This is a genomic window from Streptomyces sp. NPDC059008 (assembly GCF_042749045.1).
In the GTDB taxonomy this organism is placed as follows: Bacteria; Actinomycetota; Actinomycetes; order Streptomycetales; family Streptomycetaceae; genus Streptomyces.
In genome coordinates this window covers 135,848-162,211 of record NZ_JBHYJC010000009.1, presented here as the reverse complement: position 1 = coordinate 162,211, position 26,364 = coordinate 135,848, and the positions used below count along the sequence as shown (strand labels likewise).

At 73.3% G+C, this 26,364-nt stretch carries 21 protein-coding genes; 8 read left to right on the top strand and 13 right to left on the bottom strand.

The window, feature by feature from the left end; genetic code table 11:
- The first annotated feature begins 119 nt into the window (after positions 1 to 119).
- The gene (locus tag ACFWZH_RS14490; protein WP_384429500.1) at positions 120 to 1,358 is read left to right on the top strand and encodes an ROK family protein; all 1,239 of its coding nucleotides are present in this window, start codon (positions 120 to 122) and stop codon (positions 1,356 to 1,358) included.
- Positions 1,359 to 1,602: 244 nt separating this feature from the next.
- On the top strand, positions 1,603 to 3,666 hold the full coding sequence (locus tag ACFWZH_RS14485; protein WP_384429497.1) for a restriction endonuclease: 2,064 nt from the start codon (positions 1,603 to 1,605) through the stop codon (positions 3,664 to 3,666).
- Between the two features lie 91 nt (positions 3,667 to 3,757).
- Here ACFWZH_RS14485 and ACFWZH_RS14480 read toward each other — a convergent pair whose 3' ends face one another.
- The 3 genes from ACFWZH_RS14480 to ACFWZH_RS14470 form a co-directional block, all read right to left on the bottom strand.
- On the bottom strand, positions 3,758 to 4,561 hold the full coding sequence (locus ACFWZH_RS14480) for an alpha/beta fold hydrolase (protein WP_384429493.1): 804 nt from the start codon (positions 4,559 to 4,561) through the stop codon (positions 3,758 to 3,760).
- A gap of 87 nt (positions 4,562 to 4,648) precedes the next feature.
- Positions 4,649 to 5,593 carry an aminoglycoside phosphotransferase family protein gene (locus ACFWZH_RS14475; RefSeq protein WP_384429490.1) on the bottom strand — a complete coding sequence of 315 codons (945 nt, stop codon included), beginning with the start codon at positions 5,591 to 5,593 and terminating at the stop codon, positions 4,649 to 4,651.
- A 275-nt stretch (positions 5,594 to 5,868) separates the two neighbouring features.
- A complete protein-coding gene (locus tag ACFWZH_RS14470; RefSeq protein ID WP_384429487.1) occupies positions 5,869 to 6,066 on the bottom strand; it encodes a hypothetical protein in 198 nt (65 codons plus the stop codon).
- Positions 6,067 to 6,266: 200 nt separating this feature from the next.
- On the opposite strand from ACFWZH_RS14470, the gene uvrA reads away from it, so the two are divergent.
- Both uvrA and ACFWZH_RS14460 read left to right on the top strand, forming a co-directional pair.
- Positions 6,267 to 8,729, top strand: a complete 2,463-nt coding sequence (uvrA, locus tag ACFWZH_RS14465; RefSeq protein WP_384429484.1) for an excinuclease ABC subunit UvrA — start codon at positions 6,267 to 6,269, stop codon at positions 8,727 to 8,729.
- An 82-nt stretch (positions 8,730 to 8,811) separates the two neighbouring features.
- On the top strand, positions 8,812 to 9,024 hold the full coding sequence (locus ACFWZH_RS14460) for an EF-hand domain-containing protein (protein WP_384429482.1): 213 nt from the start codon (positions 8,812 to 8,814) through the stop codon (positions 9,022 to 9,024).
- A gap of 82 nt (positions 9,025 to 9,106) precedes the next feature.
- Here ACFWZH_RS14460 and ACFWZH_RS14455 read toward each other — a convergent pair whose 3' ends face one another.
- Positions 9,107 to 11,485 carry a GH92 family glycosyl hydrolase gene (locus ACFWZH_RS14455; RefSeq protein WP_384429478.1) on the bottom strand — a complete coding sequence of 793 codons (2,379 nt, stop codon included), beginning with the start codon at positions 11,483 to 11,485 and terminating at the stop codon, positions 9,107 to 9,109.
- 352 nt (positions 11,486 to 11,837) lie between these two features.
- Here ACFWZH_RS14455 and ACFWZH_RS14450 point away from each other — a divergent pair, with 352 nt between their 5' ends.
- Entirely contained in the window at positions 11,838 to 12,314 is a 477-nt protein-coding gene (locus ACFWZH_RS14450) for a hypothetical protein (protein ID WP_384429475.1), read from the top strand.
- A 117-nt stretch (positions 12,315 to 12,431) separates the two neighbouring features.
- On the opposite strand, the gene ACFWZH_RS14445 is transcribed toward ACFWZH_RS14450, so the two are convergent.
- From ACFWZH_RS14445 to ACFWZH_RS14430, 4 genes are all read right to left on the bottom strand, one after another.
- The gene (locus ACFWZH_RS14445; protein WP_384429472.1) at positions 12,432 to 13,883 is read right to left on the bottom strand and encodes an amino acid permease; all 1,452 of its coding nucleotides are present in this window, start codon (positions 13,881 to 13,883) and stop codon (positions 12,432 to 12,434) included.
- 237 nt (positions 13,884 to 14,120) lie between these two features.
- Positions 14,121 to 14,336, bottom strand: coding sequence for a dodecin (locus ACFWZH_RS14440; RefSeq protein ID WP_384429469.1), 216 nt, complete (start codon positions 14,334 to 14,336; stop codon positions 14,121 to 14,123).
- Positions 14,337 to 14,433: 97 nt separating this feature from the next.
- Positions 14,434 to 14,895, bottom strand: coding sequence for a universal stress protein (locus tag ACFWZH_RS14435; protein WP_384429466.1), 462 nt, complete (start codon positions 14,893 to 14,895; stop codon positions 14,434 to 14,436).
- Between the two features lie 111 nt (positions 14,896 to 15,006).
- Positions 15,007 to 15,720 (bottom strand): PAS domain-containing protein, encoded by a 714-nt coding sequence (locus ACFWZH_RS14430; protein ID WP_384429463.1) that lies wholly within the window; start codon positions 15,718 to 15,720, stop codon positions 15,007 to 15,009.
- 105 nt (positions 15,721 to 15,825) lie between these two features.
- Between ACFWZH_RS14430 and ACFWZH_RS14425 the strand changes: the two genes are divergently transcribed.
- Together ACFWZH_RS14425 and ACFWZH_RS14420 are read left to right on the top strand one after the other, a co-directional pair.
- On the top strand, positions 15,826 to 19,023 hold the full coding sequence (locus ACFWZH_RS14425) for a cytochrome P450 (RefSeq protein ID WP_384429460.1): 3,198 nt from the start codon (positions 15,826 to 15,828) through the stop codon (positions 19,021 to 19,023).
- Positions 19,024 to 19,180: 157 nt separating this feature from the next.
- On the top strand, positions 19,181 to 20,356 hold the full coding sequence (locus ACFWZH_RS14420; RefSeq protein WP_384429457.1) for an FAD-dependent monooxygenase: 1,176 nt from the start codon (positions 19,181 to 19,183) through the stop codon (positions 20,354 to 20,356).
- A 21-nt stretch (positions 20,357 to 20,377) separates the two neighbouring features.
- On the opposite strand, the gene ACFWZH_RS14415 is transcribed toward ACFWZH_RS14420, so the two are convergent.
- Positions 20,378 to 21,037, bottom strand: coding sequence for a DUF2165 domain-containing protein (locus ACFWZH_RS14415; protein ID WP_384429454.1), 660 nt, complete (start codon positions 21,035 to 21,037; stop codon positions 20,378 to 20,380).
- 143 nt (positions 21,038 to 21,180) lie between these two features.
- Here ACFWZH_RS14415 and ACFWZH_RS14410 point away from each other — a divergent pair, with 143 nt between their 5' ends.
- Positions 21,181 to 22,218: a phosphatidylinositol-specific phospholipase C domain-containing protein gene (locus ACFWZH_RS14410; protein ID WP_384429451.1), complete on the top strand. Its 1,038-nt coding sequence runs from the start codon at positions 21,181 to 21,183 to the stop codon at positions 22,216 to 22,218.
- On the opposite strand, the gene ACFWZH_RS14405 is transcribed toward ACFWZH_RS14410, so the two are convergent.
- From ACFWZH_RS14405 to egtC, 4 genes are all read right to left on the bottom strand, one after another.
- On the bottom strand, positions 22,190 to 23,263 hold the full coding sequence (locus ACFWZH_RS14405; protein WP_384429448.1) for a trypsin-like serine peptidase: 1,074 nt from the start codon (positions 23,261 to 23,263) through the stop codon (positions 22,190 to 22,192). The two genes, ACFWZH_RS14410 and ACFWZH_RS14405, sit on opposite strands and share 29 nt — an antisense overlap.
- Before the next feature lie 302 nt (positions 23,264 to 23,565).
- Positions 23,566 to 24,504 (bottom strand): phosphatidylinositol-specific phospholipase C domain-containing protein, encoded by a 939-nt coding sequence (locus ACFWZH_RS14400; protein ID WP_384429445.1) that lies wholly within the window; start codon positions 24,502 to 24,504, stop codon positions 23,566 to 23,568.
- A gap of 141 nt (positions 24,505 to 24,645) precedes the next feature.
- A complete protein-coding gene (gene egtD / locus ACFWZH_RS14395; RefSeq protein ID WP_384429442.1) occupies positions 24,646 to 25,608 on the bottom strand; it encodes an L-histidine N(alpha)-methyltransferase in 963 nt (320 codons plus the stop codon).
- Positions 25,605 to 26,360: an ergothioneine biosynthesis protein EgtC gene (gene egtC, locus ACFWZH_RS14390; RefSeq protein ID WP_384429439.1), complete on the bottom strand. Its 756-nt coding sequence runs from the start codon at positions 26,358 to 26,360 to the stop codon at positions 25,605 to 25,607. The genes egtD and egtC overlap by 4 nt, the downstream gene beginning before the upstream one ends.
- Positions 26,361 to 26,364: the final 4 nt, after the last annotated feature.

The following is a 26,364-nucleotide window of genomic DNA, read 5'->3' as shown; positions in this document are numbered from 1 at the left end:
CGCACCACGCGCACGACTGACCCGGACGGCTCGGACGATTGGTCCGGTCCAAGTCCTTGACAGGCTTATCGCGCGTCTCGAATTATGTGCCGCCGGGGGCCGAGGGACAGGAGACGCCCATGGTCGCTGCCCAGCGACGTGCCACGACCCGGGACCTGCGACGCGGGAACCGCTCCGTACTGCTGTGGACGCTCTACTTCGACGGACCGATGAGTCGTCAGGAACTCGGCGCGCGCACGGGGTTGAGCCTGACCACCGTCTCCACCGTCGTCGGCGAACTCCTCGGCGAGGGCCTGGTGGTGGAGGCCGGTACGGTCGATTCCGACGGCGGGCGGCCGCGGATCCTGCTGCGGGTCGATCCCGGCCGGCGCCGCGTCGTCGGTGTGGACGTCGGCGAGACCAGGGTGCGCGTCGGGCTGTACGACCTGACCATGAACGAACGGGCCCGTGCCGACCGGCCGTTGGAGCGCGGCCGGCACGGCGCCGGCCCGGTCGTCGAGCGGATCCTCGACGGCCTCGACGAGGTGATCGCGGCCGCCGCCGTCGACCGCGGCGACATCCTCGGGGTCGGTGTGGCGGTCTCCGGCGTCGTCGAACGCGTCGCGGCCGGCGAGGGCGGCGCACTGGTGCACGGGCAGACCGTCGACTGGCGCGCCGTACCGCTCGGCCGGATGCTGCGCGACGGCACCGCGGCCCACCCGGGTACCGACCTCCCGCTGCACATCGAGAACGGTGCCAGGACGCTGGGGCAGGCCGAGATGTGGTTCGGTGCGGGGCGCGGGGCCGACCACGCCGTGATCGCGCTGATCGGCTCCGGCATCGGCGCCGCGGTCGTGGCCAACGGCGGTTTCTACCACGGCGCCACCAGCAGCGCGGGGGAGTGGGGGCACACCGTCGTCCAGGTCGGCGGGCGGCGCTGCCGGTGCGGCGCCCGCGGTTGCCTGGAGGCGTACGCGGGCGCCGAGGGCGTCTTGGACCGCTACCGCCAGGCCCGTCGGGGCCGCCCGGCGCCCGGCGCGGACGAGGAGTCCGCGCTGACGGCCCTCGTCGCCGCCGCGGAGGACTCGGCCGCGGCCCGCCGGGTGCTGGACGAGACCGCGGTCTACCTCGGTGCCGGCATCGCCAACCTGGTCAATCTCTTCAACCCGCACCGGATCATCCTCGGCGGCTGGGCCGGGCTGCTGCTCGGTGCCCGACTGCTCCCGCAGATCCGTGCGACGGTGGCCGGTCAGGCGCTACGGCATCCCGGCGAGCGCACCAGTGTCGAGCTCTGCCGGCTCGGCCCGGACGCGGTGGCGCTGGGCGCCGCGACGCTGCCGGTCGAGCGGTTCCTCGCGGCCGGCGGCACCGTCGCCTGACCCGGACGCGGAGCGGACCGGCTCCCGGGCCGCACCCGTACTGCGGGAGGGCCCTTCCCGCTTCTTCGACCAACGGGCCGGCCCGGCCCCGGCCGGATCTCCTCCTCTGACCGGTTGCCGGTCCGCCGCCCCCGCTAAAGTCGGGTCAACAGCGCAGGTGAAACCGCTTCCACAGGGTTCCGGGGGCAGCACCCGCCCCGGGGGGAGGACACAGTTCGACATGAGCCGCCGTTCCCATGGATTAATGGCCGTCTGGGCCGAGGCGCAGCGCCAGCAGCAGCGCCGGGAGGAAGCCCAGCGCCGCGCGTACGCACAGCACCGACGCGACCAGGAACGGCAGGCCAGGGACGCCGAGCGGGCGATGGCGCGGATGCACCGGGAGCGGCAGGCGACCTACCGCCAGCAGCGCGAGGCCGATGCCCGCCGGCGGACCGAGGAGCTGGACGCCCGGGTCGCCGCGCTGACCGGTCTGCTCGCCGAGGGCTGCCGCGCCCCCGCCTTCACCGCCGCCGCGCTGCTGCGCTCCGAGCGGATCGAGGAGTTCGCGCCCGGCGCCCTGGCCACCCCTGTGCCGATGCCCGACCCGGCCCGCTATCAGGCGCCGACCGGCGGCTGGCACGCCGGAGCCGCCCGCCGCGACCGCGCCCAGGGGGAGGCCCGCGCCCGCTACGAGCAGGACTGGTACGCCGCACAGGCCGCCGAGAGCCGCCGCCAGGCCCAGCTCGACGCCTACCGCCGGCAGTACGACCAGTGGGCCGCCGCCACACTGGACGGGATCCGGCAGCACAACGCCGGTATCGAGGAGCTGCTCTCGGGCCTGCGCGGCGGCGACGCGGAATCCGCCGTCGAGTACTTCTCCGCCGCGCTGTACGCCTCGACCGCCTGGCCGGAGGGCTTCCCCCGTCAGGTCGCCGCCGCCTACGACCCGACGGCCCGTCAGCTCGTCCTGGACTGGGAGCTGCCGGGCTACGCCGTCGTCCCGGAGAACAAATCCGTCCGGTACATGCCCACCGCCGACCAGGAGAAGGAGACCGCACGGCCCGCAGCCCAGCGCCGCGCGCTCTACCGCGAGGTGCTGGCCCAGAGCATGCTGCTGGTCCTGCGCGACCTCTTCGCCGCCGACACCTACGGCGCGCTGGAATCGGTGGCGCTCAACGGCTTCGTCGACGCGGTGGACCCGGCCACCGGCCGCCCCGCCCAGGTGTACCTCGCGTCCGTCATGGCGCCCCGCCGTGCCTTCGACTCCTTCCGTCTGGAGCAGGTCGGCGCCGTGGAGTGTCTGACCGACGGGCTGCGCGGGCAGCTCTCCGCGCGCCCCGACCAGCGCACCGCGGTCCGGCCCGGCCGGCTGCCGGGCGACGTCGGCGGCGGCGCCACCGTCGTCTCGCACGGCACCGACAGCGAGCCGGACCTGTACGAGATGGACCCGATCGTCTTCGAGAACCTGATCGCCGAGCTGTTCCGCGCCATGGGCATGCAGGCGGTGACGACCCAGCGGTCGGGCGACGGCGGGGTCGACGTCGACGCCCTGGACCCGGACCCGATCCGCGGCGGCAAGATCGTCGTGCAGGTCAAGCGCTACCGCAACACCGTCCCGCCGACCGCCGTCCGCGACCTCTACGGCACCGTCCAGTCCGAAGGCGCCAACAAGGGCGTGCTCGTGACCACCTCCCGCTTCGGGCCCGGCGCGCACACCTTCGCCAACGGCAAGCCGCTCAGTCTCATCGCCGGCCCCGAACTCGTCGACCTGCTCGGCCGGTACGGGCTGCGTGGTCGGCTGGGCACCGCCGACGGGCCCGGCGCCCCCGCGGCCGACGAGCCCGGGGACCACAACATCCTCGGCATGAACTGGTCCGGCCGGGTCGGCCTCGATGTCTGCGCGCTGGTGTGCAAGGGCACCACGGTCCTCAGCGACGATCACTTCGTCTTCTACAACAACCCCCGCACCCCGGACGGCTCGGTGCGGATGCTGCCCGGCTTCGCCCCCGACCGCGCCGCGATGCAGGTGCACTTCGAGGCGCTGCCGTCGGACGCCGACCGGCTGGTCCTGGTCGCGGCCATCGACCCCCAGGCCGACCCCGACGCCGATCTCTCCGGATTCACCGACGCCCGCATCCGGCTGTTGGACGCCGCGGGACAGGAACTGGGGCAGCTGGAGGTCTCGGACGGCCGTCGCGGCGAGACCGCGCTGGTACTCGGCTCGTTCCGCCAACGGGCGGGCGGCGACTGGGACTTCGTGATCGGCGGCAAGGGCTACCCCGGCGGCCTGGAGGCGCTGGTCCAGGAGTACGGCATCGAGGTCGCCTGAGGGTGGCGGCAGTGGCGTTGGCAGCCGGTGCGGGCAGCGGCAGCGGGCGGCGGGTCGAGGCCACGAGGGGCGACCGCCCGGCAGTCGGATCTCAGCTCTGCCACAGCCGCGCGAGGACGGCGTTCACCTCGTCCGGGCGGTCGCGGTGCGGGAAGTGGTCCGCGCCGGGCACCTGGACGTGGCGGGCGCCGATCGCCTCGGCGAGGTACTCCCCGCAGGCCATCAGCGCCGTGCCGGTGAGCTCCCGGTAGTCGGGGTGCGCGGTCTCCCAGGTGCCGTTGACGACGCTCTTGGGCATGGTCGCCTTGGCCAGCGGCCCGAGCGGCAGCGCCGCGTCCCACACGGGGCGTTCGCGCAGCGCCGAGCGCACCGCGCGCAGCATCCTCGGGGTCGGCTCCGGCACCGGCAGCCCGTACGGCTCGGTGGACCGCCGCAGATGCTCCTGCGGGCTCACCTCCCGGCCGGACTCCCCGAACGCCGCCCGGATCCGCTCCAGCGCCGCCGCGACGGTGGGGTGGGCGGCCGCGGTGCGCAGCGCCGAAGGCTCGATGAGGGTGAGCGAGTGCACCGCCTCCGGGCGGGCAGAGGCGGCCAGCATCACGGCGGCCGCGCCATAGGAGTGGCCGACCAAGTGCGCGCCGCAGCCCAGCAGTTCGACGACGTCCTCGGCGTCGGTCGCATAGTCACTGCGCTCGGTGTCCGGGCTGTCGCCGAAGCCCCGCCGGTCGACGACTTCGAGGCGGAACATCCCGGCCAGCGGCCGCTGTCCGGCGAAGCACTCCGTGCCCCAGCTCATCGTCCCGTGCACCAGCACCACCCGCGGTGCACCGGGCAACGCCTCGTCCCACACCGTCACATGAACCGGTTCACCCTGTCCGCGCGGTTCGGTACTCATGGGTGCCCAGCGTAGGCCGCCTCCGACGAGTCCGTGACCGGGCCGCGAAAGCCCGTGAACCGGTGCCCGCGCAAGGGAACGAGGCGGTCACAGCCCGGCCAGCTCCGCCAGCACCCGAACCTCCGCCAACTCCTCGGCGCCGCCCTCGACATCGTCGTGGGCGGCGCTCCACAGTGCGCTCTCCACGCCGCGCGCCGCCGACCAGGCCAGCAGCCGTGCGGGGTCCTCGCCCAGCGCCTCGGCGACCAGGGAGTACCGCTCGCGGAGCACCGGCCGGGGGTCGGGGTGCTCGAAGGGGTCGTCGATCTGCGCCAGCAGCGGCCAGGGGTCGTACGCCGGGTCGCCGACCATCGGCTTGGCGTCGATGGCCAGCCACGGCCGTCGTTGCGCCGCCAGTACGTTGCCCGGGTTGAAGTCGCCGTGCACGACGACCTCGCGGGCGGCCGTCGCCGGAAGCCCGCGCAGCAGATCGGCGCCGAGCGCCACCAGCCCCGGGTCGTAGCCGGGCCGCAGCCGCCGCATCCGCTCTTCGAGGAGGTCGGCCCACTCGGCGCACACCGCGTCCAGCCGCTCCAGCCGGCCGTCGGGCGGAACGGGCGCGTCCCACAGCTCCCGCAGCAGGCCCGCGGCGAGCGTGAGCCGCTCGGCGGGCGGCAACGGGGCCCGGCCGAGCTCGGTGCCGGGCGTGCACCGCTCGATCAGCAGTGCGCTCCGCTCGCCCGACCGGCGCAGCAGCCGTACCGCGCCGTTGCCGCCCCAGGCGTCCAGCGCCGGGCCCTCGCCGTCGGCCTCGCGGTGCGGCCAGGTCACCTTGAGCACGGCGGGGGTGCCGTCCGGCTGCTCGGCCGGTGCGACCCAGGAGCAGCTGCCGCCGTGGTACGGGGCGCCGAGCCGCAGCTCCCAGCGCTCTTCGAGGTCCCGGACGAGCCCCGGCAGCCGCGCCAGCCAGGCCCGCCCGGACGCGGTCCGTCCCATCTGGGCGACCACGGGCAGCCCGGCGGGGAATCGGTCGTCGTAGGGGGTGCGCACCATCTGGGTAGCGTAACCACGGGGCTCGCGACGGCCCGTGTGAGCGCCGGCCCGCCGTGGACCGGTGCCTGCGGCGCGCCCTCGCCCCGCCTCCGGCGCGCACCGCCGGGCCGTCCTCCCGTACGACGCGCCGGGCCGGTGTGAAACGCCGGTGGGAAGCGCAGGAGCCGGTCCAGGGAAGGGAGGCGGAGGGCAGTGACGAACGGTGCGGCCGTCCGGGCCCGTAACCCGCGGGGGCGGCGTCCGACCGTCTGGCACCTCTCCCAGTGCCGTCCAGATCAAGGGGCGAGACAACTTGTGAGCGGGATCTCGGCGGGCGCCGCGAGATCGGCGGGGTCCACGAGGGCCGTGATGTCACCCGCGGACTGCGTCGCGCAGGTGAGGAGTCCGACCGGGTCGGGAACGGCGCCGGCGGGCGACGCGAGCACGCCGAGGAGTGCCAGGGTGCCCAGCGTGACGGTGATGACTCGACGCATGAACTGCCTTCCGGTACAGGTGTGTTGACACCATCTGGCTGCCCCCGCCGTGGGCGCTGATGCGCGGTGTCACTCATGTGGGTCTGGCGGAACGCCTCCGTGCACGGCGCGACATCGCGTCGGTGTGCGGCCGGTCGTACCGCTGCGACGACCGCGCAGGGTTGCCGCCGCCAGCGCGGACGGTGCCCGATCATGGAGGTATGGCCGACTCGTACGTCCGGGTGCGCGGCGCCCGTGAGCACAACCTCCGCAGCGTCGATGTGGACATCCCGAGGGACGCCCTGGTCGCGTTCACCGGGGTGTCCGGATCGGGTAAGTCCTCTCTTGCGTTCGGCACCCTGTACGCCGAGGCGCAGCGCCGCTACTTCGAGTCGGTGGCGCCCTACGCCCGGCGGCTGATCCACCAGGTCGGTGCGCCCAAGGTCGAGGACATCACCGGGCTGCCGCCGGCCGTCGCGCTGGAGCAGCGGCGCTCCGCGCCCACCTCCCGCTCCTCGGTCGGCACCGTCACCACCCTCTCCAACACCCTGCGGATGCTGTTCTCCCGCGCCGGCGACTATCCGGCCGGCAGCACCGAGCGGCTCGACTCCGACGCGTTCTCGCCCAACACCGCGGCGGGTGCCTGTCCGGAGTGCCATGGCCTGGGCACCGTCCACCGGGTCACGGAGGAGTCCCTCGTCCCCGACTCGGCGCTCTCCATCCGCGACGGCGCCATCGCCGCCTGGCCCGGTGCCTGGCAGGGCAAGAACCTCCGCGACATCCTCGCCGCCCTGGGCCACGACATCGACCGGCCCTGGCGGGAGCTGCCACGGGCCGACCGCGACTGGATCCTGTTCACCGAGGAGCAGCCGGTCGTCACCGTCCACCCGGTCCGTGAGGTAGGCCGTATCCAGCGTCCCTACAAAGGCCAGTACATGAGCGCCCGACGCTATGTGCTGCACACCTTCGCCGACTCCAAGAGCGAGACGCTGCGCAAGCGCGTCCAGGGTTTCATGGTCGCCGAGCCCTGCCCGGTGTGCGCGGGGCGGCGGCTGCGCGCCGAGGCGCTGGCCGTCACCTTCGAGGGGCAGGACATCGCCGCCCTCGCGGGCCTGCCGCTGAGCGCCCTCGCCGAGCTGCTGCGCCCCACCGCCGCAGGGGCGGACGACGAGGTGGCGCCGGCGCTCGCCCGCGACCTGGTGGCGCGTATCGAAGTGCTCACCGAACTCGGTCTGGGCTATCTGAGCATGGACCGGCCCGCTCCCACCCTGTCCGCGGGCGAGCTGCAGCGGCTGCGGCTGGCCACCCAGCTGCGCTCCGGCCTCTTCGGCGTCGTCTACGTCCTGGACGAGCCGTCCGCCGGGCTCCACCCCGCCGACACGGAGTCCCTGCTCACCGTGCTCGGCCGGCTCAAGGAGGCCGGCAACTCGCTCTTCGTCGTCGAGCACGACATGGACGTGGTACGGCGCGCCGACTGGATCGTGGACGTCGGCCCGCGCGCCGGGGAGCACGGCGGGCAGATCCTGCACAGCGGCCCGGTCGCCGCGCTCGCCGACGCCGAGCGGTCCGCCACCCGCCGCTTCCTGTTCGCCACCGAACCGCCCGCCGAGCGCACCCCGCGCAGCCCCTCGGGCACCCTGACGTTGCGTGGCGTCACCCTGCACAACCTGCGCGCGGTGGACGCCGCCTTCCCGCTCGGCGTCTTCACCGCCGTCACCGGCGTCTCCGGATCGGGCAAGTCGACGCTGGTCACCCGGGTCCTCGCGGACGCCGTACGCGACCACCTCGGCACCGGCGACGAGCAGCAGGGCGACGGCGGGGCGGACGGCGGCGACACCGGCCCGACGGCCCGCGCCCAACTCGCCGGCGCCGACGGCCTGGACGCCGTCCACCGGCTGGTCCGCGTCGACCAGAAGCCCATCGGCCGCACCCCGCGCTCCAACCTCGCCACCTACACCGGGCTGTTCGACGCGGTACGCAAGGTCTTCGCCGCCACCGACGAGGCCCGCGCCCGGGGCTACACCGCCGGGCGGTTCTCCTTCAACGTCGCCTCCGGCCGGTGCGAGACCTGCCAGGGCGAGGGCTTCGTCGCCGTGGAGCTGCTCTTCCTGCCCGGCACCTACGCGCCCTGCACCACCTGCCACGGCGCGCGCTACCACCCCGACACGCTGGAGATCACCTACCGGGACCGCACCATCGCCGAGGTCCTGGGCATGACCGTGGACGCCGCCGCCGACTTCCTCGCCGACATCCCTGCCGCCGCCCGCAGCCTGCGCACCCTCAAGGACGTCGGTCTGGGCTATCTGCGGCTGGGCCAGCCCGCGACCGAGCTGTCCGGCGGCGAAGCCCAGCGCATCAAGCTCGCCACCGAACTCCAGCGCACCCGCCGGGGCCACACCCTCTACCTCCTCGACGAGCCCACCACCGGGCTGCACCCCGCCGACACCGAGGTGCTGCTGCGCCAGCTGCACGGCCTGGTCGACGCCGGGCACACCGTCGTGGTCGTCGAGCACGACATGGGGGTGGTCGCCGGTGCCGACCACGTCATCGACCTCGGGCCCGGTGGCGGCGCGGACGGCGGCCGGATCGTGGCCACCGGAACGCCCGCCGAGGTCGCGGCGGCCCCCGGCAGCCGCACCGGCCCGTATCTGGCCCGGCGGAGGGCGCGACCGGGCGCTTGTTGACGGTCCGCTAATGTACGCAGGTCAGATCAGCAGGTAACACCACCGCGCAGCACTGCGCAGCACCACGAAGGGGGCATCTCTCATGGCAGACGTCGAGAAGGCCAGGGCGGCGTTCGACCGGTTCGACGCGGACGGCGACGGACAGGTCACGCCGGACGAGTTCAAGCGCGCGATGGCCGAGATGGGCGACGGGTTCGTCACCGGCCCGGTCGCCGAGGCGGTCATCAAGGCCAAGGACGCCGACCACGACGGCAAGATGTCCTTCGAGGAGTTCTGGCAGGCCCTGCAGGGCTGACCCGCCCCGCTGCTGCGCACCCCCGTCGCCGCCCCGTGCGCCGGCGGGCCGGCCGCGTGCCGCCGCCCGCCGACGCCGAACGCTACGGCCTGCCGGACCCGGCCGCGGTGCCCACCGGCGGCGGCGCGGCATCGTCGCCGGTGCCCCAGCCGGACGGCCTCGCGCCCACGGTGAAGGCCAGTTCACGGCCCGAGCGCAGCTCGCCGGTGGTCAGGTACGTACGGTCCCGGTCCACCCCGTCCAGCCGCACGGACTGCACATAGCGGTCGGTGGACGACGTGCCGGGCGCGGTGATCGTGAAGCGCCCGGCCGGGTAGTAGCGCCGGTCCAGGGTCAGCTCCACCCGGTCGAAGACCGGTGTGCTCAGCCCCCAACTGTCGGTGCCCGGTTGTACGGGGAAGACCCCGATGGCGGAGAGCACCATCCACGCCGACATCGTTCCCAGGTCGTCGTTGCCGGTCATGCCGGACGGGGAGTCGGTGAACAGGGTCAGCGCCGCATGCACCACATCCGTCGTCTTCCAGGGGCGGCCGGTGGACAGGTAGGTGTACGGCGCGATCAGATCGGGCTCGTTCTGCGGGTTGTACTTGTCCGCGTTGTAGTAGTCGTACGGGCCGTTGACCCACACCTCACGGGCCGTCTTCCGCGGGTCCTTCAACAGCTGCCGATAGGCGAAGAACGCGTCCAACCGCTCGTCGGCCCGGTCCCTGCCGCCGATCAGCCGCAGCACCCCCGGCAGATCCTGCGGCACCAGCCACTGGTACTGCCAGGACGTGCCCTCGTGGAACCCCTCGCTCCTGGCCGGGTCCGCCGGACCGGTGAACGCGCCGCGCTCGTCCCTGGCCCGGAAGAAGCCGGTCGAGGCGTCGAAGATCTTCCGGTAGTTCCGCGCACGGGCCGCGTACCGGTCGGCGTCCGCCGTATGCCCCAGATCGCGTGCCATCTGTGCCAGCATCGCGTCCGACAGCGCGTATTCCAGGGTCGCCGAGGCGCCGTGGTCGAAGTCGGAGTCACCGGGCTTGTGATGCGGCCGGCCCTTGATGAACGGGGCGAAGCCGTCCTTCAGGTACGGCCCGTTGGCCTCCCGTCCGACGGCCGGTGAAGCGGCCGGCGGGACCCCGTCGGCGTTCTTCCTCAGCGCCGCGTACGCCTCCTGCTCATGGCCCGCCAGCAGCCCCTGCTGATAGGCGTTGGTGAGGAACGGGGTGACCGGGTCGCCGGTCATGATGTTCGTCTCGACCGTCCCGTATCCCCACTTGGGCAGCCAGCCGCTCTCCTTGTCGATCCGCAGCACCGACAGCGCCATGTCGCGGGACTCCCGCGGCGCCAGCAGGGCCAGCAGCTGCGCCTGGGTGCGATAGGTGTCCCACAGGGACCAGTTCTGGTAGTACGCGGACCCGCCGAAGTCGGCGGTCCGGTGGACCTTTTGGTCCCACCCCCTATAGCGCCCGTCCACATCGCTGCCGATATTGGGCGCGAGGAAGGACCGGTAGAGCGAGGAGTAGAACGTCCGGCGCAGCGCCGGGTCGCCGCCCCGGGTCCGCACCAGGCTCAGCCGCCGCTCCCACGCGGCGTCGGCCGCGGCCTTCGTACGGTCGAAGGAGCGCCCGCCCTCGGCGCGCAGGTTGCGCGCCGCGCCCGCGGCGTCGACATGGCTGATCGCGGTGGTCGCCTCGACCGTGCGGTCCCTGCGGGTGTCGAAGCGGGCGTACGCGCCGTGCCGCCCGCTCGCGGTGGAGCGCTTGGCGCCGGGGGTCACCACGTCGCCGTCCCAGGTCCCGTACGCGGTGAACGGCCGGTCGAAGCGGGTGATCGTGTAGAGGGTGTACGGCTGGGTGTCCTGGCAGAAGCCGCGGCCGGTGAGGGCGGTGCGGATGGTGCGGGAGTCCAGCACCTCGACCCGGGTGGAGACGGTCCGGTGCAGCGACTGGCCCGTGTTGAGCAGCACATTGGCCTTGTCGGTGGCCGGGAAGGTGTAGCGCTGCCTGCCGGTGCGGGCGGTGGCGGTCAGCTCGGCGGTGATGCCGCCGTACGAGGTCAGCCCGACGCGGTAGTAGCCGGGCCGGGCCGACTCACCGTCATGGCGGTAGGCGGCCGCGTACTTCGCATAGTCGGTCTCGGTGATGTCGCCCGTGGTGGGCAGCACCGGCAGATCTCCGCCGAGCCCGCAGCCGACGCCCGAGACGTGCACCGCGCTGAAGCCGCGGATGTGGTCGTCGTCGTACCCGTAGCCGGTGGTGTGGCCGGTGTCGGGGGAGAGCTGCACCATGCCGAACGGGACGGCGGCGCCCGGGTAGGTGTTGCCGTCGTGCCGGCTGCCGATGAACGGGTTGACCAGGTCGGTGAGCGCGCCGCCGGGCGGTTCGGCCCGCGCGGCGGGGGCCGCGAGCGTGCTCCCGAGAAGCGTGGCCGCCAGTACCGCGCCCGCGGTGCGCAGCCGGGAACCTCTGAGCCATGGCATGGATCCGGACCTCCGAAGTGGGCCGACAACGTTGTCAGAGTGCGCTCATTCTTGAGGGTGGGCAGGTACGCGTCAAGGGTGTCGCGGTGTGCGCGGTGGGGTTCGGGACCGCCTTTTTTGGTGTTGACACGTCAAAAATCATGAGGTGTCTGTCTTGCTGTCTTCAGGGGGGCGTGTCTCAATGGGCAGCGATTCAGGTGCGCTGACCCTCCATCAGATCTGTCTCCGGCACACCGGGAGCGGTCGGTCGGCACGGGCTCCACCCCGGGCCCCGCGTGACCGCCCGCCATCCCCTCGCACACCCCTCGACGGCCCGCGTCACGGACCACCCCCCACACGAAGGCGGTACCCCATGAGGCACGTCAGATCCGGCAAGCTCGGCATCGGTACGGCGCTCGGCGTCGCCGTCGCCGTCGCGGGCACGCTCGCGATGGCGCCGGCCGCGACCGCGGTGACCCCCGACACCGCCACCCTCTCGTTCGACTGCGGCTCCTACGGCTCCGGTACGGCGACGCTGACCGCCACTCAGGACGGCACGGCCGCCACCATCAGCGTGTCCACCTCGGCGATCAAATCGCCGATAGACATCGGGGCGAACTCGGTCAGGTCCACGCTGACGCTCACCAAGAACGGCTCGGAGACGATCGAGTTCAGCGGCGGCGCCAACCCGGCCATCCCGGCCGGCGGCGAGGTCTCCACCGGACCGCTCACCGGCACGGTCGCCGCGGGCGACAGCCTGGAGGGCACGTCCCTCAAGGTCGTGGTGCTGGGGATCACCGCCACCTGCAACGCCACCTCGGCGCAGTCCCCGGGACCGTTCGTCTTCTGATCCCGAACGGCCCGTCCGATCCCGAACGGCCCGTCGGCCCGACGGCACGGGACCGGCGGGGCCTTGTCGCCCCGCCGGTCCTGCGGTCACCGGATCCGGTCCACCGTCACCGCCGGCTCAGGCCGGCCCGCCGGCGCCCTCGCCGCCGGAGCTCCCGCTGCCCTCCCGGGCCAGATTCGAGCGCCGGTAGGAGTACGCGAAGTAGACGACGAGGCCGATCAGGAACCAGATCGCGAACCGCACCCAGGTCTGCCACGCCAGGAACGTGATCAGCCAGATCGAGAAGCACACGCCGATCGCGGGTACCACCGGCATCCCGGGCGTACGGAAGGTGCGCGGCAGGTCGGGGCGCTTGTAGCGGAGCACGATCACCGCGACGCAGACCACCACGAACGCGAGCAGGATGCCGATGTTCGTCAGTTCGGCGGCCTCACCGATCGGCAGGAAGCCCGCGATGAGGGCGGAGGCGAAGCCGACGATCCAGGTCACCCGGGTCGGCACATGGTGCTTGGGGCTGGTCTTGGCGAACCACTTCGGCAGCAGGCCGTCCCGGCTCATCGAGAACCAGACCCGGGTCACCCCGAGCATGAAGGTGAACATGACGGTCAGGATCCCGATGATCGCGCCGACCGCGATGACGTCCGCGAGACCGGTCAGCCCCACCGCCTTGAACGCCGACGAGAAGCCGCTCTCCGGGTCGATGGACTTGTAGTCCTGCATACCCGTCAGCACCAGGCAGGCCAGTACGTACAGCACCATCGAGATCGCCAGCGAGTACATGATGGCCTTGGGCATATGCCGCTGGGCGTCCTTGGACTCCTCTGCCGCGGTGCTCATGGCGTCGTAGCCGAACACCGCGAAGAAGACGGTGGCCGCTCCGGTGAACGCGCCGCTCACGCCGAAGGGGAAGAAGGGGTGGTAGTTCGCGGTGTCGATGTGGAAGAAGCCGACGGCGATGACCACCACGACCACCAGGACCTTCAGGCCCACCACGATCGTCTCGAAGCGCGCGGCGTTCTTGATGCCCAGGGTCAGCAGATAGGCGATCAGAAGGCAGAGCACCGCCGCGAACAGGTCGACGCGGTGGCCCGGCCCGGTCCCGGGCGCGCCCAGCATCCAGGCGGGCAGGTCCAGGCCCAGTTCCCCGAGCAGAAAGCCGAAGTAGCCCGAGATGCCGATGGCCACCACCGCGACGATCGCGGTGTATTCGAGCAGGAGGTCCCAGCCGATGAACCAGCCGGCCAGCTCCCCGAGGACCGCGTAGCCATAGGTGTAGGCCGAGCCCGCCTTCGGGATCAGCCCAGCGAACTCGGCGTAGGAGAAGGCGGCGGCGGCGCTCGCGATGCCCGCGATGAGAAAGGAGATCAGGACCGCGGGCCCGGCCTTTCCGTTCGCCACGGTGCCGGCCAGGGTGAAGATCCCCGCGCCGATGATGCCGCCCACGCCGATGGCGGTGAGCTGCCACAGGCCGAGCGCCCGGGTCAGCTGCTGGCTGGCGGTGCCTTCCGGCTCTTCGATGTGTTCGATCGGTTTGCGGCGCCATACGCCCTGTCCCGCGCGCAGCCCCATGCGTCAACCCTCCGTAGGATCGCTCCGTCGTGGTCCGACGGCGGATCATCATGGACCCTCGCGGGCGCCTACGGAAGGCGACTCCCTAGTACTGCCGGGGACTCGCCGGGATACGTACACGTGAGGGGTGTCCATCGGGCCGCACATCGGGGCGCGGGCCGGGGCCTCGCCGGTGGGCCCGCCGGGTGTGTCCCGGCGTTCGAGCCGGACGGCCGGGGCCGTTCGGTCACCCGGGGTTCACTCCGCGTCCTCCAGCCGGAATCCGACCTTCAGACCGACCTGGTAGTGGTCGATCTCGCCGTCGACGAGATGCCCGCGGACTTGGGTGATCTCGAACCAGTCGAGGTTGCGCAAGGTCTGCGAGGCGCGCTCGATGCCATTGCGGATCGCGGCGTCCACGCTCTGCTGGGACGTCCCCACGATCTCGGTCACGCGGTACGTGCGGTCGGTCACGGTGGTCTCCCTCGGCCGGGGCGGCGCTCCGCCCGTCCACCTCCCACCGTGCCTCAGGGCGGCCCGCCCCACCAGCGGAGCAGCCGGGCCGCGGCGCCTACGGGACGACGGTGACCGGCCAGCGTCCGGCCTTGACCAGGCGGACCGCGACCGAGCCCATGATGCGGTGCCCGGCCGACTCCGAGGCGCCGACCACCACCGCGTCGGCCTTGAGGTCGTCGGCCATCTGCACCATGCCGTTGTACGGATCGCCCCGCAGGGTGTGGAACTCCCAGCGCACGTCGTATATCCCCTGCAGTCGCTCGGTCGCCTGGCGGATCTCCGCCATCAGCTCCTCGGCCACCTCGTTCGTCGCGTCCACCACCGGCGCGCCCATCGCCGCCCCGGCCGGCAGCACCGGCTGGACGTAGACCAGGACGAGCTGGGAGCCCTGGCGCCGGGCCAGTCCGGCCGCATACGCGGCGGCGCGCCACGACGAGTCGGAACCGTCGATGCCGACGACGATCACCTTCGGGCCGTCCGTTCCGCGCTCGAACCGCGCGGCTGCGTTCTCCTGCACACCAGCGAGGTTAACCGCACATGCGTGCCGGCGGACCGCTGGCCCCCGGGGACGCGGTCCGCGGGCTCCCGGCTCGCGCGCTGCGGCCGTAGACCCGTACGCCCCAACGGCTCAGGCGGGCGCCGGCGGCCAGCTGTCCGCCGACAGCACGCCCAGCACATACGCCCTGGCGACCAGCGCGGTACGGCCCTGGACGCGCCAGCGCCGGGACAGCCGGGCGAGGTGGTAGTTCACCCCGTCGACCGTCAGTCCCAGCGCGGTGCCGATCGACGCCGTGGTCGCGCCGCCGGCGGCCAGCGCCAGGATCCGGGCCTCCACCGGGCTCGCCGTACCGCGCGGTGCCGCCGACGGCGGGGCGGTCTCGCGGACCCGCAGCAGGGCCAGCAGCACGGGCGGCTGCTCGGAGGGGTCGCCGACCGGATCCACCGTCAGTTCCCCTTCCCGCTCGGCCCCGTCGGACCCGGCCTGCCAGTGCACCTCGACCGGGTAGCGCGAGCGGTGGCCCAGCCGCACGGCCTTCTCGATCCGCCGCAGCTGTTCCGCCGCCCGGGGCTTGAACAGATCCAGCAGGTTGCGGCCCCGCAGCTGCCCGGGCGCCACGCCCCACTGGCCGGCCATCGCCGGATTCGCGATCAGCACCTCGCCGTCCGCCCGGCACACCGCGGTCGGCGTGGGGATGCGGTCGAGCAGGATCAGGAAGTAGTTGCGCCACGGGCCGCCCGTGTACGGCTCGGAGCGGTCGGCGACAGGGCCGCGCGCACACGGCGGTTTGTGCCCGGCGGGCGGGTCCGCCCCCGGCATGTCGTCGGCAGTCCCGTCGTCCATTGCCCCTTCTCCGGTCCGCGCGCAAGAGCGAGCAGCGAAAAACCACTGCACAATCATGCAGTTGCCGAGGCGCGAGCGGCACGCCGGGCCCCTCACGCTGGAGACATGACCGACACCATCGCGCTCCACAGCGACGAACGCGTCGCCGACGACGGCATTCCGATCGCCGACATCACGGCGGCCGGCATCACCAAGACGCCCGTCCAGCAGGTCATGGACCTCGCCCGGATCCACGGCCCCGTCTTCCGGCGCAAGCTCGGCGACCGCGAGACGCTCTTTGTGACCTCGCTCGACCTGGTCACCGAGGTCGCCGACGAGACCCGCTTCGCCAAGGGGGTGTCGCTCATCCTGGAGAACGTCAGGGAGTTCGCCGGTGACGGTCTGTTCACCGCCTACAACGACGAGCCGAACTGGGCCAGGGCCCACGAGGTCCTGATGCCCGCCTTCGCGCTCGGCTCCATGCGCACCTACCACCCGGCCATGCTCAAGGTGGCCCGCCGGGTCATGGCCGCCTGGGACCGGCGGGTGGCCGACGGCACGCCCGTCGAGGTCGCCGAGGACATGACCCGGATGACGCTGGACACCATCGGGCTCGCCGGATTCGGCTTCGACTTCGAGTCGTTCTCCCGCGGCGAGGGCGCCCATCCGTTCGTCGAGGCGATGGTGCGCTGCCTGGAATGGAGCGGGAAGAAGTTCGCCCGTGACCCGGACGCCGACCACGCGGCCGAGGACGCGGCGTTCCGGGCCGACGCGGACTACCTCGCCTCCGTCGTCGACGAGGTCATCGCCGCCCGTACGGCGAGCGGCGAGAGCGGCGACGAGGACCTGCTGGGCCTGATGCTGGGCTCCCGGGACCAGGGCGGCGGGGCGGAGCCGAGCGGCCCCCGGCTCGACCTCGCCAACATCCGCAACCAGGTCATCACCTTCCTGATCGCCGGTCACGAGACCACCTCGGGCGCGCTCTCCTTCGCCCTCTACCACCTGCTGAAGGACCCGCTCGCGCTGCGCATGGTCCAGCGCGAGGCCGACGAGCTCTTCGGCGACCAGGCCGACCCCGACCCCTCCTTCGAGGACATCGGGCGGCTGCCGTTCACCCGGCAGGTCCTCAACGAGGCGCTGCGGCTGTGGCCGACCGCCGCCGTCTTCACCCGCCAGGCAGCCGAGGACACCCTGCTCGGCGGGCGCTACCCGCTCAAGGCCGGCGACCTGGTCTCCGTGCTCACCCCGATGCTGCACCGCGATCCGGCCTGGGGCGACAACCCCGAGCTGTTCGACCCCTTCCGCTTCAGCCCGGAGGCCGAGGCGGCCCGCTCCCCGCACGCCTACAAGCCGTTCGGGACCGGTGAACGCGCCTGCATCGGGCGGCAGTTCGCGCTGCACGAGGCGACCATGCTGCTCGCCCTGCTCGCGCACCGCTACCGGTTGATCGACCACCGCGGCTACCGGCTGCGCGTCAAGGAGACGCTGACGCTCAAGCCGGAAGGGTTCACGCTCACCCTGGCCGCCCGTACCCCCGCCGACCGCGCCGCGGTGCGCGCCGCGCTGGACGGGCTCCCCGGACTCTCCGGCAGGGCCCCCGGCAGCGCGGGCGACCCGGCGGCAGACGAGCAGCTGCCGACCCGGGTCCCGCAGGGCACCGGACTGCTGCTGTTGCACGGCAGCAACTACGGAACCTGCCGCGAGTTCGCCGAACGGCTCGGCGACGAGGCCACCGGCCTGGGCTTCACCGCCGAGGTGGCGCCGCTGGACGCCCACGCCGGCGCGCTGCCCGCCGACCGGCCCGTCGTCATCGTCGCCGCCTCCTACAACGGCCAGCCCACCGACGACGCGGCCGCCTTCGTCCGCTGGCTGAACACCGCGCCCGACGGCGCGGCCGCGGACGTCCCGTTCGCCGTCCTCGGCGTGGGCGACCGCAACTGGGCCGCCACCTACCAGCACATACCGACCCTCATCGACGACCGGCTCGACGCGCTCGGCGGCCACCGGCTGCTGCCCCGCGCCGAGGCCGACGCCTCCGGCGATCTCAACGGCACCGTCCAGGAGTTCACCACGGCACTGCGGACCCGGCTGCTGGCCCGGTACGGCGACCCGGCCAGCGCCGGCGCGAGCACCCCGGCCGCCGCGGACACCGGCTACACGGTCACCGAGGTCACCGGCGGCCCGCTCGACGCGCTCGCCGCCCGGCACGACCTCACCCCGATGACCGTGACCGAGGCCCACGACCTGACCGCGCAGGACTGGCCGCGGCCCAAGCGCTTCCTGCGGCTCGCACTGCCGGACGGCGTCGAGTACCGCACCGCCGACCACCTCGCGGTGCTGCCGGCCAACGCCCCGGAGGCCGTCGAGCGGGCGGCCCGGGCCCTCGGCGTGGACCTCGACACCGTCCTCGCGCTGCACGCCGGCAACCGCCCCGGCCGCGACACCCTGCCCCTGGACCGGCCGGTGTCCGTACGCCAACTCCTCACCCACCACCTCGAACTGGGCATGCGGCCGACACCCGGGCAGGTCGCGGTGCTCGCCGCGCACAACCCCTGCCCGCCCGAGCGGCACGCGCTCGAAGCCCTCGCCGAGGACGATCCGCGTACCCTGATCGAGCTGGTCGAGGCGCACCCGGCGCTGCGCGGCGCACTGCCCTGGCCGACACTCCTGGAGCTGCTGCCGCCGCTGCGCGTCCGGCACTACTCGGTGTCGTCCTCGCCCGCCACCGACCCCCGGCACGCCGATCTGATGGTCTCGCTGCTGCCCGGCGGCACCGGCTCGTCCCATCTGCACACCCTGCGGCCCGGCGACACCGTCCTGGCCCGCATCCAGCCCTGTCGGGAGGCCTTCCGCCTCGACCCGGCCGACGACACCCCCGTCATCCTCGTCGCCGCCGGTACGGGCCTGGCGCCCTTCCGCGGCGCCGTCGCCGACCGCGTCGCCGCGGGCCGGCAGGGGCCCGCCCGGCTCTACTTCGGCTGCGACGACCCCACCGCGGACTTCCTGCACGCCGCGGAGTTCGCCGCCGCCGAGGCCGCCGGGGCGATCTCCGTACGCCCGGTCTTCAGCGCCCGCCCCGAGAACGGCCACCGCTTCGTACAGCACCGCATCGCCGCCGAGGGCACCGAGGTGTGGGAGCTGCTGCAGGCCGGTGCGCGGGTGTACGTCTGCGGCGACGGCAGCCGGATGGCGCCCGGCGTACGAGCCGCCTTCCGCGCACTGCACGGCGCCCACACCGGCGCCTCCCCGCAGGAGTCCGAGGCCTGGCTGCGCGAACTGACCGCCTCCGGCCGCTACATCGAGGACGTGTACGCGGCCGGCTGAGGCGGTCCCCCGCTTCGCAAGCGCTCGCCCCGCCCCGGGCGCGCAGGCGGACTGGATCTTCCGGCCCGCTGGGGACAAGGTGGACGGTGCGGCCCACACGGGCCGCACCGTCCGTCGGCCATGACCCGGCCGGCGACCCGACTGGGGGGACACCGGCATGACCAAAGCCCTGATCATCGGAGGCGGCATCGCGGGGGCGGTGACCGCGATGGCCCTGCGGAAGGCGGGCATCGACGCGGAGATATTCGAGGCGTACCCGACCGGCGCCGACGATGTCGGCGCCTTTCTCGTGGTCTTCGCCAACGGCCTCGAGGCGCTGCGGGTGATCGACGCCCACGGTCCGGTCGTCGAGCACTCCTTCCCCGCGCAGCGGGTGGAGTTCCTCGGCAACGACGGTGCACGACTGGGGGAGCGCCCCATGGCGGGCACCGAACAGGGCACCGACCTCGGCCCGCGCACCCTGCGGCGGGCCACCCTCTACCAGGTGCTGCACGTCGAGGCGGCGCGCCGCGGGATCCCCGTACGGCACGGCAAGCGGCTGGTCGGGGCCGAGACCGTGCACGGCGCGGACGGCCGGCGGGTGGTCGCGGCCTTCGCCGACGGCAGCCGCGCCGAGGGCGATCTGCTGATCGGCGCGGACGGACTGCACTCCGTCACCCGCACCCTCATCGACCCGGCCGCGCCGCGGCCGCGCTACACCGGTCAGAACACGGTCTGCGGCTACACCCGCGACGCCCGGGCCCCGCTCGCACCGGACACCTACACCATGATCTTCGGCAAGCGGGCCTTCTTCGGCTGCACCCGCGCCCCGGACGGCGAGGTCTGGTGGTTCGCCAACGTCCCGGGCCCCGAACTGGACCGCACCCGAGCGCCGATGACCACCCCCGACACCTGGCGCGCCAGGGTCGCCGGGCTCTTCTCCGACGACGACACTCCGGCCGCGGACATCGTCCGCGCCAGCGGCGACCGCGTCATCGCCTCCAACGCCTACGACATCGCCACCACCCCGACCTGGTACACCGACACCATGGTCGTCCTCGGCGACGCCGCACACGCCGCCGCTCCCAACGCCGCCCAGGGCGCGTCCATGGCCATCGAGGACAGCGTGGTCCTCGCCAAGTGCCTGCGCGACCGGCCCGATCCGCCAAGCGCCTTCGCCGCGTACGAGGAGCTGCGCCGGGAGCGGGTGGAGAAGGTCGTCGCCGCCAGTGCCGGGATGGCCAAACTCACCGCGTCGGGCGCCACCGGCCGCCCCACGCGCCCGGCCGGCGCCCCCGAGCGCGGCAGCGCGGGCGCCGACGACTGGCTGACGGGGTACCGGATCGTGTGGTGAGGCCGGCGGCGGCCGTGGAGGCTACTGACCGCCTCCGCGGCGTCCGCTCCGGGCCGGAAGGTGCACGACCACCAGCGTGATCCCGGCGACGGTGACGTTGCGGGCGGCCGCCTCCAGGCCGTTCCAGGTCTCCGACTGCCACATGGCGAACCACTCGCCGCCGACCGCCATGAAGCCCGCGCCGAACAGCACCAGGATCATCAGCAGGCCCAGCGTGCTGGTCCGTTGGGCGCGGGCGAGGTCGCCGCCGCGCCGCAGGGCGACGGTCCACAGGGCGGTGGCGGCGATCAGCACCAGCGCGGCGAGCGTCTCCCAGACGATGATCGCCACGTACGCGGCGTCCTGAAGGGGGTGCGAGGTGATGGCCCGCCACATCAGGTCCGGGTCCTTGAACGTGGTGTCCATGGCCAGGACATGGCGGACGAACTGCTGGTTGGTGCCGAAGTCGGTGATGTTGCCGAAGGCGACGAGCGCGATGTAGAGCGCGACCGTTCCGGTGAGGACGGCCGCCGCGAGCGGCAGGCCGGTGCGCGAGGCCTTCCTGGTCGTCGTCGTGCTTCCGTCTGTTTCCGTTTCCGTTCCCGCTCCCGTCGACGTGTTCGCCGCATCGGTGCCGGTGCCGGTGCCGGTGTCGGGGTCGGCCTCGGTGTGCGGGTGCGCGTTGGTGTTCGCGTCGGTCATGCGTCCTCCTGTGTTGGCCGGTGTCGTGCGCCGTGTGCGTCTGCTGCGCCCACCCTGTGATCCCCACCGCCGCCAACTCCCGTACGCTGACGCCCGATCGACCGGGCGACCGACCGGCCGAGGACCTAGGGGAAGCGGGGCTCATGAACGGGAAGCGGTGTGTGGGGACGGTTGCCGCCGCGGCGGCGGCTCTGATGGCGGTGACCGGACCGGCGGGTGCCGAGCCGGCCGCTGCCATGACGTACGGCACCAGCACGTCCGTGGGCGTCCACAATGCCTACGACAAGGAGAAGTATCCCTACTTCGCGGACGCGCTGGACTCCGGCGCCGCGCTGCTCGAACTCGACCTCTGGTCCAACGGACTGGGCCGGTCCTGGCGGGTCTCGCACAGCAACCCGCTCGGGAACAACAACAACTGCGAGGGCGCCGCGCACGCGTCGGAGCTGCGCAGCAAGGACCGCAACCAGGACTTCGGCGGCTGCCTCGCCGACATGAAGGCCTGGCACGACGCGCACCCCGGCCACCGTCCCATCCTGGTCAAGGTCGAGATGAAGGACGGATTCAACGCCAAGGGCGGGCGTGGACCGGCCGAGTTCGATGCGCTGATACGGCAGAAGCTGGGCGACGCGGTGTACGGGCCGGGCGATCTGACCGCCGGGCACGCCACGCCCGACGAGGCGGTGCGGGCCGGCGGCTGGCCCTCGCGCGCCGACCTGGCCGGAAAGTTCCTGTTCGAGCTGATACCCGGCACGCTGGAGGAGAACAACCCGCTCGACAGGCTGTGGACCGATGTCGAGTACGCCCGGCATCTGAAGGACCTCGCGGGGCAGGGGAGGCTGGCGCGGTCCACGGCCTTCCCCGCGGTGCACGGGGCGGCTCCCGGCGACCCCCGTGAGCGCTACCAGGACCCGGCGCTGCGCCCCTGGTTCGTGGTCTTCGACGGCGACGCCGCCACGTACCTCAACGGCTCCATCGACACCGCCTGGTACGACACCCGCCACTACCTCCTGATCATGACCGACGCGCACAACGTCCCCCCGGCGATCGACGGCACCCGCCCGACCGAGACGGAGGCGCTGGCCCGGGTGAACCAGCTCGCCGCCGCGCACGCCAGTTTCGCCACCGCCGACTGGTACCCGCTGCCGTCGGTCCTCAAGACCGTGGTGCCGCGCGGGGCCTGACGGGCGGGGCCGGGGCCGGCTCGGCGCTCGCGCGGCGGTAGAGGGCGGCGGCGTCCGCGCCGAGCCGGCTGCTGTACGACACGAGGTCGTCGCCGCCCTCGTCGAGACCGCCGACCACCCCGATGAGCGAGCCGGTGCCGGTGGCCGGGTCCAGGTCGGTGAGCATCGGTCCGCCGCTCGTCCCGTTGGGGAACCCCGGGCAGCGGAAGCGCAGTTGGGACGGGCCCTGGGCGTCCGCCGTGTGCCGGCAGCCGATCGGGGTGTCCCGGTCGGAGGGGTAGCCGATCAGCAGCGCCGGGCGCCCGGGCGGCGCGTCGAACCGGATCCGCTCGGCGCCCGTCAGGTCCTCTATGCGGCCGCCGGCCCGCCCTGGTCTGCGCACCCGCAGGAACGCCACGTCGTGGTCGGGGTCCCGGTCGCTGATCCAGCGCGGATCGACATGGATCCGGGTGGGCACCCACAGGCCGTACGGCGCGATCCCGTCGTGGAGACCGGGCGCGAAGACGAGCCGGGTGCGGAAGCCGCCGTCGTGCACACAGTGCGCGGCGGTGACGACCAGGTCGCCGGCGGGGGCGTGCACCACGCTCGCCGTGCAGTGGTGCGCCGGGTCACCGTCGTCGCCGGGGGAGAAGAGCGCACCGATCGCCGGCGAGGGCGCCGCCGGGGCCGCCTCCAGCGGCCGGGACACCGGCAGCGGAGCCGTCGTCCCGCCGCCGCGCCGGAGCGTCACGGGCGGGCCGGGCCGTTCCGCGTACGGTCCGGCGAGCACGGAAGCGGCGGCCTGGTCGCCGTCGGCGCGGGTCGCGAGGTACGAGCCGGTGGTGCTGTCCCCGGCGGCCAGGAACGGATCGCGCGGGGGCGTGCTCAGCGCCAGCGCCGTGCTGCCCAGCACGACGGTGAGGACCCCGAGCGCCATCGTCGCGCGCAGCGGAACGCCGGCCCGGCCCCGACCCCTGCAGGTCGGCCCGCCGGGCCCCGGGCAGGCCTCGGCCGCCGCGGCCACGCCGTACGCCGCCGGCGCGGTCCCGCGTTCGCTCGTCTCCACCAACAGCCGCCTCGCCGCATCAGCCGGGGCGGGCGTCCGCAGGACGCCGGATCGCCACCGGAACCAGACATTTCACTCAGTCTGATGCAGGCGGGACCGGGTTGGTTGATCACCGAGGGCGGATCACCGCGCGCGGTGGACGAGAATCGGCCGGGCGCGGCCCGCAGGGCGACCCCGGCGAGGCCCATGGCCCCCGGCCCGGCGGCCATGGCGCGGCCGCCGGCGCCGCCGCACCGCCCCCGAACGCCGGAACGCGGCCGACTCGCCCAACCGGGTGACACCCCGCGCCGCGGGCCCGGCGCTCACCGCGTCAGCCGTGCGTCCCGTACCGTCGCGTTGTGCCGGATCAGGGTCTCCGCCAGGCCGAATGCGTTCGGGAAGTCCATCGGGACGATGCCAAGGCCCGTCCAGGAACTGCCTTCCGAGCCCTCCAGGAGGGCCTTGACCTGCGGGTTGAGGCGGTCCGCGTTGGAGCGTGGCGGGAGCAGGGCGGCGGTGCTGACGTAGTTGACGAAGAGCTTGCCGGGCTCGGCGACCGCCTTGCGGAACTGGGCCTCGATCTTCGGGTACTTCCCGAACGGCTCGGCCATGTAGTCGTCCTGGATGTCGAACAGCGAGGGATCGGCGTAGCGGACGCCGCCGAGGCCGTCGGAGTCCGCCAGCAGGACGACCCTGCCCCGTGCCCCGCCCAGCGTCGGCAGGTCGCCCTCCAGGCGGAAGAGCGAGCGGTAGCCCTTGTCGTCCAGGTAGATGTCGAAGATCCGGCGGAACTCCTCGGCGCCGACCTCCGAGTACTCCTGCTTGAGACGCATCAGCACCGTTTCGGACGGGTGCGCCCGCAGATACGCCCGGCAGGCGTTGAGTACGTCGCCGAACATCAGCTCCTGGTAGAAGGCGCCGTGATGGATGGCGAAGACGTTGTCGACGGCCCGGCAGCGGACGTCGAGGAAGCGGATTCCGCTGCCGAGCTGCTCCTCGACGGAGGTGTTCTGGCAGGCGACCCAGGGGCCGCCGATGCGCGCACCGGAGTCGTGGGTGCCGGGGATCGTCAGGCGCGACAGGGGGGTGTCGTCGGCGAGCGCCGACATCCAGTCCTGGACGGAGAGCGCGGCGGGCGCGGCCGGCCGGCGGCCCGCCGCCCCGGCCGTGAACCATCCGCTGCCCGCTCCCGCCAGTACGCCGGCGGCCGACAGACCGGCCGCGCCCCTGAGGAAACTCCGCCGATCCAGCCCCTGCCCCATGTCGCGTCCCTGCCCCTCGACTCCGCGCGCGGTGCGCCCGCCCGGTGCGAACGTGTGATCGGGGCATCGAACCACACCGGCGCCGGACAGGGGACCCGGCCGGCGCGCCCGAGGACACACCGGCCGGGAATCGACGGTCGGTCAGGCGCGGAAGGACAGTGACAGCGCGAAGCGGTCCGCGCTGTCGGTCCACCAGTTGGTCAACTCCAGCCCGGCCACGGCAAGTTCGGCCCGTACGCCGTCCTGGCGGAACTTCGCCGAGATCTCGGTGCGGATGTCCTCTCCGGCCGCGAAGGTCACCGCGAGATCCACTCCGGGGATCTTCACGGTCAGCTCCTTGCGGGCCCGCAGCCGCATCTCGATCCACTCCTGCTCGGCGTTCCACAGCGCGACATGGTCGAAGTCCGCCGGATCGAAATCGCCGTCCAGTTCGCGGTTGACGACCTGGAGGACGTTCTTGTTGAAGTCGGCCGTCACGCCCTGCGGATCGTCGTACGCGGCCACCAGCGTGGCCTCGTCCTTGACCAGGTCGGTACCGAGCAGCAGGGCGTCGCCCGGGGACAGCATGGCGTGGACGGAGCGCAGGAACGCGGCCCGCTCCTCGGGGAGCAGGTTGCCGATGGTGCCGCCGAGGAAGGCGAGCAGTCGCGGAGCGGGCGTGTCGGGGAGTTCGACGCCCTGCTGGAAGTCGGCGACCAGGGCGTGCACGGTCAGGCCGGGGTGCTCGGCCAGCAGCGCCTCGCCCGCCGCGGCCAGCGCGGACTCGCTGACGTCGATGGGGACGTAAGTGTGCAGCCCGGTCAGCGCGCCGATCAGATGGCGGGTCTTGTCGGAGGAGCCGGAACCCAGCTCGACCAGGGTGCGGGCGTTGGTGGCCGCGGCGATGTGGTCGGCGCGGGTGAGCAGGATCTCCCGCTCGGCGCGGGTCGGGTAGTAGTCGGGCAGCCTGGTGATCTCTTCGAACAACTCACTGCCGCGGGCGTCGTAGAACCACTTGGGCGGCAGCTGCTTGGGGGTGTCGGACAGTCCCTGGGCGACGTCGGCGCGCAGCGCGGCCGCGGTGGCGTCGGCAGGGAGGGTGCGGGTGATGCTGAGCGGGCTCACGTGGTGGGCTCCTTGAGCGGGGTGAGGTGGACTCCGGTGCGGGTGGCGCGCAGCAGGGTGCGGTCGGGGACCTCGGTCCAGTGGGGGGAATCGTCGTACGGTTCGGCGGCGACGACCCGGCCGCCGCCGGGAATCGCCAGGTGAAACAGGGTGTCGCCCCAGGTCGTGGCGGCGATGGAGGTGCCGTCGGTCAGCAGCAGATTGAGCCGGGAGGCGGGCGCGGCAGCGGCGACGGCCGTGACGGTGTCGGCCAGCGCCTCGCCCAGCTCGTCACCGCGGCCCAGCCGGTGCTGCACCAGCGCCCACACGAACGCCGCGTCGCAGCGGGCCTGCAACCGCAGCAGCTCGCTCGGCGGCAGCTCGGCCGCCAGCGGGGCGAGGGAGTCCGGCCAGCCGGTCACCGCGCCGTTGTGGCTGAAGAGGTGGCGGTCGCCGGCGAACGGCGCGGCCGCCGCCTCGGCGTCCGCACCGGCGGTGGTGGCGTCCCGTACGGCGGCCAGCAGTGCGCCGGTGCGCACCACCCGCGCCAGGTCGGGCAGCTGCTCGTCGGCCCAGATCGGCCCGGCCCGGCGGTAGCGGGCGGGCACCGGGTCGCCGGGCGCGTACCAGCCGACGCCGAACCCGTCCGCGTTGACCGTGCCGTACCGCTGGCGGCGCGGCGCCCACGACTGCCGGTACAGGCCGTGCGGCGGGTCCAGCACGATCTGCCCGAAGGGGATCGACGGCCCCACATAGGCGATATGACGGCACATCAGC